Genomic DNA, 8,554 nt, shown 5'->3' with positions numbered 1-8,554 from the left:
CCCTTTATAACAAACCTTTTTGCTTCTGGCAGAAGTTTTTGGCAGGGCTTTTCAAATTACCTGGTAATTTGAAACCTGAAACTCATTTTAACTCAGTTTTGCTGATATTTTAGATGCGTTTGCCCTGAACTTAGGACTAGTTTCAGCTATAGTTCTAAGCTTAGTAATATAGTTCTTAAATCCATCAAGTTCATTAAAATTAGGTATATTATTATCTTCCTTAATCATTGATTCCATATATTTTAAAAAACTATATAAAGCTTCATTTAAAGTTTTATAAGGTCGTACGTATCTATCTAATTTACCAGTCGCAAAAGTCTCTATTAAATAATAGTCAACATACTCACATTCACTTATTCTAGATTCTAAAACAGCAGCTTCCATACGTATTGAATTAATAAGTGTAGGAAATCTAATTAAAATAATTCTTTCTTCTGGTAAATCACAGTCGATATCATGATTTAGGTAGAGAATCTTATCAAAATATTCTTCCTTAGTATATTTAGAAGCTTCATCAAATTTGTTAGTTAACCTTCTATCTTCTTTTTCTACTTCTATATTTTCTTGATACATCTTTTTAGTTTTTGCTATTTTAGTTAGGTTTTAACCTTTAGTCAACAGATTAAGTAAACAATGGACTTTCATTAGGACAATCTTGGAAAACACCTGTTAGCTCATCAATTACTGAAGCTCGGCAAAGATTAGGATGTCAAAAAAAGGGGCAAACAAAGATTTTAGTTCGAGTCATTGAATACACTCTTGAGACTGATGGAGAACTAAAAACTTATCGTCTACGAGATAGTTGAGTTTTTCCAGAAGACTTTTTTGTAGTAGCTCGTTATTTACTAGTTGTCTTGACAGCGATTTCAATAGCTCTTTCTACAGCAAGGCTCTTTTGCTCTATTAATACATCTTCTCCTTCATCGCGTTGAGCTACTACCGCACAGATACAAGCGGCAGCAAAACCATATACCGAACCCATCTTAAATAAAGTACCAGCTTCCATTTCGTAGTTGAGAATATTTAAGTTGCGGTATTGAGTTGTAATTCCCAAGAGCCAAGTTTGTAAATAAGGGTTAGCAGAAGATTCTGTTCTTTCCTGTCCTTCATAAAAGGTATCCACAGAAGCGGTAATACCTAGATGATGAGAATACTGTAATTGTTGTGCTGTTGTTGCTAAAGCGACTGTTAAAAAAGGGTCAGCTACGGCGGGATACTCTAGAGGTGCGATATCATTTGCTGCGCCTTGACGACATAAAGCACCCTGAGAAATAACTACGCTACCCACTTTGACATGGGGTTGGATTGAACCACAAGTTCCAATGCGAATAATTTGTTTAATTCCTACTTGGACTAATTCGTTAACCACAATACTCAAAGAAGGCGCACCCATTCCGCTAGTGGCAATTAGTATGGATTTACCGCTAGGAAGATAACCCAGATAACTATCAAGTCCTCTATATTTTGAAAGTAATTTAACGTTTTGTAAATAAGTGTGAGCAAGGTGACGCGATCGCTCTGGTTCTCCCGATAATAGTGCTATCTCTGGAGGTTTTTCTCCTAAGTCTTGCTGGCTAAAACCAATGTGATAGAACATGGCTAACTTTTCTACTGTTGTTGATAAGTGTCAAAATAGTAATATTGGTAAGTTACTACCCACAGCACTTTATGTCCATACTTTCGCTTTAACCGCACTCGATCCGATATTACAGCAATACGAACAATCTGCTAGAGAATTGGTGTTGCATCATTGGGAAATCGGGAAACTGGGGAGCGGGAAAAAACAAGAATTAGATAATGTGACTTTGGTTAAATTTAGTAGGGAAAAGCCACAGCTATCTTATTTGTTTTATCTTAATTTTGATCGCGATCCTCATCCCAGGCTACAGAAAAGTATTATTGTCAATCTTGAGATTCAGCAAGTATCACAACGTCAGTATTCCCATTCGGAAAATCCCCCCATACTCCATCGTAAGGAGACTTTTGTTACTCCTAATTATCCTCTGTATCAAGAATTTGCTCAATTAACCCAAGAGGAAGTTACATTGGGTTTATTAGATAATACTCGTGTTATTGGCACTTTAAAGCAGTGGCAACGGTTATTATTACATCATGGTTGGGAATTTGCAGGACATCATATTATTTGCCCGATTAATCCTGAATTTGGCAAAAAAGAACAAATTGAAATTGACCGTCACCGAGCAGCATTACATCGTAAAGAGTTATCTCGCCCTGTAAGGATAGCTTTAGAAGCAGAATTATTTACTGAGGATACCACCTTTTTCGATTATGGTTGTGGTCATGGCAGAGACATTACAGAAATTCGCGATCGCGGTTATAGTAGTGCAGGATGGGATCCTTATTACTCTCCTGAAACTCCTTTAGTTTCGGCTGATATTGTTAATTTGGGCTACATCATTAATGTAATTGAAAATCTCCAAGAAAGAAGAGAAGCCTTAATCAAAGCTTGGAAGCTAACAAAAAGGGTTTTAATTGTTTCAGCGCAAGTATTAATTGACGATCGTCAACGGGGTTTAGTTGCTTATGGCGATGGCATTATTACCAATCGTAATACCTTTCAAAAATATTACGAACAATCAGAATTGAAAGCCTATATTGATAGTATCTTAAAAGTAGACGCGATCGCTGTTGGCTTGGGTATCTTTTTGATTTTTCAAGATGTAGCAGAAGCCGAAACTTTTCGCGCATCTTGTTTTGTTTCTAGGGTTACCGCACCCAGAGTTTACCGAGACGATCGTAATTTTGCTGACTATCAAGAATTACTTACTCCTTTAATGGCTTTTTATACTAAAAGAGGTCGTCTTCCGACAAAAGGAGAGTTACCCGAAGAAGCAGCAATTAAAGCAGAATTTAAAACCTATCGTCGGGCTTTTAATCTTATTTTACAAGTAACAAAAAAAGCAGAATGGGAAGCAATTGAAGATAAACGCCGTCAAGATTTATTAGTATATTTAGCTCTCGCTAATTTTAAAGGTCGTCCCAGTATTAGAAAAGTAGCTCAAGAAATCAAAGCAGATGCTAAAGCTTTACTCGAAGGCTATCAACAAGCCTGTACGCTATCAGATATATTGTTGTTAAGTGTCAGAGATTTAGCAAAAATAGCTCATTTATGTCGGAATAGCACTATTGGTAAGCAGCTCAAAAATGCGATCGCAATTCATATCAGCGCATTAGACAAATTACCTGCATTACTAAGAGTATATGAAGGTTGTGCTAGCAGAGTTTATGGTCGTTTGCCCAATACCAATATTATCAAGCTTTACTACAATCAGCCTAAAATAACCTATTTTTACTATTCCAATTTTGATACAGTTGCCCATCCTACTTTACAGACTACGATGGAAGTAGATTTAAGTAATTATTCTGTATTTTATAACGATCTTTCCCGTCATTTCAATCCGTTGATTTTACATCAAAAAGATGCTTTAGTTGCTTCTGATTATGAATTTTATCCAGAATTTTCACAACTAACAAATTGCGAATCTCAATTAGGTCTACTAGCAGATCGTAATTTGATTCGTCGGCAAAAAGATTGGTTACAATTTCTTCAAGAGCAACATTTAGAAATTCAAGAACATCGTATCGCTTGTTCTTTTTCTTGTCCCCTATCTTGCTCATTACAAGTAGCTTGAGATGATAAGTACTTAAACAAAATTAATGGTAAGTATTTGGGCATAATTATTTACACACTCATAATTGACCAACGGTGACTCTTGCCTGTTCTCTCTTGCGGATTGCCTATCTCCAAGCTTGTAATCTATTTTGCACAAGTACTTAGCTTTCCTTCGATCACAACTCAAAGTTAACAATCGGATTTAGTATTATTTATGGGGGAAAGAAAAGGAAAAAAATAATACAAATTAATTAATGAAAAACAAGACAAATAATATAGGGACGTATCACAGTACGTCCCTACACTTTACTATCTCAGTACTGTTAGCATTAAGCCAGAGTTTCTGGGCAATACCCCAACCCCCTAGTAAACTGTTGGCGGAATGCCTCAATATCTTTGGTGTCGGGTATACCGTGAGAAACTATTGCTACTTGATAACGGCGCATTACTTCCACTGGAGACTGTCCCGTTTCGAGACTCCAAAATACCATTTGTAAGCGCATATCTGGCTCGTAAGGAATACCTAGCTCATTAAGAAAAGCGCGACAATCTTCTATCTGTTTAGGCGTTAAAGGATTAGGATAACGTACCTTGACAATCCAACCGTCTATCTGATGAACTACGGTAATAGAAGCTGCTTTACTATGCTCCATTGCGCGAAGATACTCTATTATACGCAAACTTAAGCTAGCGTTGGCAATAAAGTAAACAAAATCCATAAACATACCTATTGTTTTATTGTCTTCACTCCTATAGTTTGACAGCATACAAGTCTTGACCGCTAGGGGAAAAGCACCCGATTTTGGAAAATTATTATAGGGGAAATTACCCAAGTTCTGATTACTAAGTGAACCATCAACCATCTCAAAGTAACGATCTGTTACTTTCTCAATATTATTACGAACTACCATCTAGATATATTGCTCAAACTCCAGCCGTACCGAGAGATAGTTCTCGGCTGATGGTAGTAAATTCACAGACAAGTCATGTTCATAGCAGTTTTTGTAACTTAACCAACTGGCTATTACCTGGAGACTTACTGATTCTCAATAATACCCGTGTTATACCTGCTCGTCTTTATGGTCAAAAAGTTGGTGGGGCTTCCGTAGAAATACTGCTGCTAGAAGAAATCAAATCTAACTGTTGGTTAGCTTTAGTCAAACCAGGGAAGCGTTTTAAATTGGGTGCAGAAATCATTTTTACTGGCAATTCTGCTCATGATTCAGATTACCTCAAAGCAACGGTAATAGAGAGCGCTCGAGCCACTGGAGGTAGAATTCTACAATTTGAGATTCCTGAAGGAAAAACTTTTTGGTCAATGTTAGATCGCTTGGGAGAGATGCCTTTACCTCCCTATATCACATCCCGTGAATCTGAGGCGGAGCAGTATCAAACTATCTTTGCTCAAGAAAGAGGAGCAGTTGCAGCACCCACGGCGGGATTACACTTTACCGATGACTTATTTACCAAATTGAGCAACCAAGGAGTTGAAACAGCTTATATTACCCTTCATGTGGGAGTGGGTACATTTCGCCCTGTGGAAACAGAAACCATTACAGAACACAATATGCACCATGAATGGATTGAAGTGAGTTCGGAAACCGTAGCTAAGATTAAAGCAACTAAAGCTAGAGGTGGTAGGGTAATCGCAGTTGGCACAACCGCAGTTAGAGCCTTAGAAGGTACTGCTCATAATTCTCAAACTTCAGAAGGAAAAGATTTGCAACCTTTTCGCGGTAAAACCAATTTATTTATTTATCCAGGCTATCAATGGCAAATAGTAGATGGTTTGATTACTAATTTTCATTTACCAGGCTCTAGTTTGCTGATGCTGGTTAGTGCTTTAACAGGCAGAGAACGTTTACTCAACCTCTATCAAGAAGCGATCGCTAATGACTACCGTTTCTACTCTTTTGGTGATGCTATGCTCATTTTACCTGATGCTAGAGTGAATTGAGGTTATCACTAATAAATAAATCGGGAGATTCTACCGTAGGATCGTGATTCGTAAATTATCAAGATTACTACAATTTTCATGTTGAACATAAATTTAAGTAGCTACAAGCCAGCATATATTTTTTTATTACTGTAGTTATACTTTGTAAGTTATTTCTCCATTTTTAATTGTTAATGCTGCGTTATAATCACGTTTAAATTACTTTTTAAATTTTTGTATTTGAGGAGAAGTAAGAGGACATCTAGTACTAGCAATAAAACATGATTTTTTAGCAGATAAGCTTGCTGTTAATTGTTTTATCGATGCTTCAATTTGTTCGATGGCGTGTTTAACATCCTTCCCTTTTAACTCAATATAAATCTCTAATGAATTAGGCAGAATAATTAAGTAATCACATCTTGTACCTTGCGTAATCACACAATCATCTACTTGAATTACTCTTATTTTTAATTTTTTTGGATTATCAAGTCTAAACTTACTCTTATTATTTTTACTTCCTGGATCGCTGATAACTATATTGGGATTTTTGTTTATTGTTTCACAATCACCAAATTTTTTCATTCTTCAAGTTCCAGAAGTTTGTCGAATTGAATTGCTAGCTCATTTGATACCTCATCAATTATATTGGTATCGATCAATCCTGTCTCCTCATCAATAATGGATTGACAATAGCCATTTTCTAAGGAATATACAGCAACTTCTCCTGGTTTTAAAAATCTAGATTTAGGAACATGATGCGATATTTGTGCTATTTTTTCTTCTGTTGCGTCAATAGATAAAATACCCGCTTGAAGCAAATTATTAAATGCAGTTAAGATATACGGACTGTGGGTTGTTATGAAAAATTGTAGACTATCTTTTCGCGTATTATAGACAGTAGAAATTAGTTCGACAATACTTTTTTGGGCTGCGGGAAAAATATGAGCTTCTGGTTCTTCGATATATATTGAACTACCGCCCACATTTAACTTCATCAATGCAATTGTTCTAAGTATGATTACCAGTGGAAGTGTTTCTTGTTGTCCTGAAGAAGAATTTGCTACTGCTATTCTTCTGTTTCCTTCTACTTGAAGATAGTCTTCAGCATCTTTTTGAAAATATTTACCACAAAGAATTTTTTCATTTAAATAATTTATTTCGTGGTATAGTTTCTCTTTCTCTAATGTTTTGTTATTAAATAGTTCTACTGCAATTGGAGATTTTATTCTTTCATAATAAGTACCAAATTTAGTTAAAAATGGATCTACAGTATTACTTTCTGATAAAAATGTAAAAATGCTATTTTTAAGATTAGCAAAAAACGATCTACCAGCAGGAATATATAGCTGTGCAAAAGCAGCATTGTTATTGGAACTATTACTAATATCTGATAAAAATTCTGTTTTCATATCAAAAGAAGAGTCTATACGAGATAAAAGTGAGGTTTGGATTTCTCGTTCAGCTATTTTTTTATTTTGTCTTTGAATCAAGCTTCTTAAATTAGCAAATTTGTTTTTATAAAAATCAGAATACTTTAAAATTATGTCAGATGCTTTAGTTTTAGTCTTGGTTTTTTTCTAGATATTTCAATTGAGTCTAAATTAAGATAATATCGAATACTGAAGTTTCGATTTCCCCAAGAAGATGGGGGAAAATAGTCCTTGAATTTTTGTTGATATTCTTTATTTAAATCTCTAACACTTTTTAACTCTTCTGCTGCATCCATTATTTCAAAAATAAAATTCTTAAAATAATAAAGTAATTTTGCAATAATACTTTTTCCACTTGCTTGAGGACCGATTAGAATATTTATTTGTTTTACTTCTATTGTTATATCTTTAATGCCAGCAAACTCTTTAATTTCAATTTTTTCCATGACTTAATATAATTTATGCCGTGAAAGACTCTATAAACAACAGTTTAAGTTATTTATTTATAAATCTGTCTTTTAAATTCGTACCCTAAATTATTTTAGTAGAGATACTTGTTATAGCTGCGATCGCTAAAATCAAAAACTTATAAATATATATTAGTTCTTAGTCTGTTTCTAAAATCGTTGTATTCTCAAGATCGTAAAGCTTGTAGACTAAATCTATCCGAAAATTAGGGAGAAACCAAATTTTTCTGTGAAATGTCAAATACAAGATTTAATCCCAGTTAAAATAAGAATGTAAAAGTGATAGGACCCTTTAAATTCTCGAATCTTTGATAAGCCAGAATGATTTCTTTGAGACTCACTCAGATGTGAATTTTTTTCATTCACTTACTTAAATTCCTGATAGTACTAATTTACCTATAGTTGTGCCTGTTTCTAATTTTTGATGAGCAACAGCTAGATTGTGAGGATTTAAAACTCCTAAATTTTTGTGGAGAGTAGTTTTGATAATTCCTTGTTCTACTAATTCAGATACTTTATTTAAAAGCTCGTGTTGAGACTGCATATCTGGAGTTTGATATTGAGCTTTGGTGAACATGAATTCCCAAGCAAAAGTAACGCTTTTACTCTTCAAAATATTTAAGTCTAGAGGTGATTTGTTCCCCACAATAGAACAGATTTTACCTTGGGGTGCGATCGCTTCTGCCATGTTTTGCCAATGCAAATCGGTACTATTCAAGCACAGAATATAATCCACCGATAAAACACCAAGCTGTTCTAACTGACTAGCAAATGTTTGGTAATGGTTAATCGTACTATCTGCTGCTTTATAAATCATAGACAAACCTAGACAAGCTAGATTGGCGATTTTTTTACTTCCTGCTTCACAGTAGCAACGTCGGCGTTAACTACTCCACAAGCTTTCACGGACAAGCCATCCGCATAGCGAGCTAGATTGATGCTCGCGTTCCAATCACGAGGTAAAAATACCCCACAATTATCACAGATAAACCATCTATCTGAGAGAGTTAAATCTTGTTTAATGTGTTGGCAATTCGAGCAGGTTTTACTACTAGGATAAAATCGAGCGACAATTACCAACTCCGAA

General features: G+C 35.0%; 9 protein-coding genes and 1 pseudogene. 2 read left to right on the top strand and 8 right to left on the bottom strand.

Annotated elements, in window-relative coordinates; all coding sequences use genetic code 11:
• Window positions 1–87: 87 nt before the first annotated feature.
• Entirely contained in the window at window positions 88–573 is a 486-nt protein-coding gene (locus tag H1P_RS28455; RefSeq protein WP_144874083.1) for a hypothetical protein, read from the bottom strand.
• Window positions 574–838: 265 nt separating this feature from the next.
• Entirely contained in the window at window positions 839–1,597 is a 759-nt protein-coding gene (locus tag H1P_RS28450; RefSeq protein WP_144874081.1) for a nucleoside phosphorylase, read from the bottom strand.
• Here H1P_RS28450 and H1P_RS28445 point away from each other — a divergent pair.
• Window positions 1,596–3,653, top strand: a complete 2,058-nt coding sequence (locus H1P_RS28445; protein ID WP_144874079.1) for a DNA phosphorothioation-associated putative methyltransferase — start codon at window positions 1,596–1,598, stop codon at window positions 3,651–3,653. The two genes, H1P_RS28450 and H1P_RS28445, sit on opposite strands and share 2 nt — an antisense overlap.
• Before the next feature lie 310 nt (window positions 3,654–3,963).
• Here the strand turns inward: H1P_RS28445 and H1P_RS28440 are convergent, their stop codons facing one another.
• The gene (locus tag H1P_RS28440) at window positions 3,964–4,353 is read right to left on the bottom strand and encodes a hypothetical protein (RefSeq protein ID WP_144874085.1); all 390 of its coding nucleotides are present in this window, start codon (window positions 4,351–4,353) and stop codon (window positions 3,964–3,966) included.
• A 128-nt stretch (window positions 4,354–4,481) separates the two neighbouring features.
• Here H1P_RS28440 and queA point away from each other — a divergent pair, with 128 nt between their 5' ends.
• Entirely contained in the window at window positions 4,482–5,591 is a 1,110-nt protein-coding gene (gene queA / locus H1P_RS28435; RefSeq protein ID WP_144874077.1) for a tRNA preQ1(34) S-adenosylmethionine ribosyltransferase-isomerase QueA, read from the top strand.
• A gap of 198 nt (window positions 5,592–5,789) precedes the next feature.
• Here the strand turns inward: queA and H1P_RS28430 are convergent, their stop codons facing one another.
• From H1P_RS28430 to H1P_RS28410, 5 genes and pseudogenes are all read right to left on the bottom strand, one after another.
• Window positions 5,790–6,152: a hypothetical protein gene (locus H1P_RS28430; protein ID WP_144874075.1), complete on the bottom strand. Its 363-nt coding sequence runs from the start codon at window positions 6,150–6,152 to the stop codon at window positions 5,790–5,792.
• The gene (locus H1P_RS28425) at window positions 6,149–7,111 is read right to left on the bottom strand and encodes an AAA family ATPase (RefSeq protein WP_342799622.1); all 963 of its coding nucleotides are present in this window, start codon (window positions 7,109–7,111) and stop codon (window positions 6,149–6,151) included. Before H1P_RS28425 ends, H1P_RS28430 begins: the two co-directional genes overlap by 4 nt.
• Window positions 7,111–7,446 (bottom strand): AAA family ATPase, encoded by a 336-nt coding sequence (locus tag H1P_RS28420; protein WP_144874071.1) that lies wholly within the window; start codon window positions 7,444–7,446, stop codon window positions 7,111–7,113. Before H1P_RS28420 ends, H1P_RS28425 begins: the two co-directional genes overlap by 1 nt.
• Window positions 7,447–7,837: 391 nt before the next feature.
• A pseudogene (locus H1P_RS28415) lies at window positions 7,838–8,269 on the bottom strand (zinc-binding dehydrogenase); the annotation flags it as partial.
• A 32-nt stretch (window positions 8,270–8,301) separates the two neighbouring features.
• On the bottom strand, window positions 8,302–8,554 hold a 253-nt coding region (locus H1P_RS28410), incomplete at its 5' end, for a zinc ribbon domain-containing protein (protein WP_144872082.1).

The organism is Hyella patelloides LEGE 07179 (assembly GCF_900659865.1).
Classification (GTDB): Bacteria; Cyanobacteriota; Cyanobacteriia; order Cyanobacteriales; family Xenococcaceae; genus Hyella; species Hyella patelloides.
The sequence above is the reverse complement of the archived record's forward strand: the minus strand, read 5'-3'. Positions and strand labels throughout refer to the sequence as shown.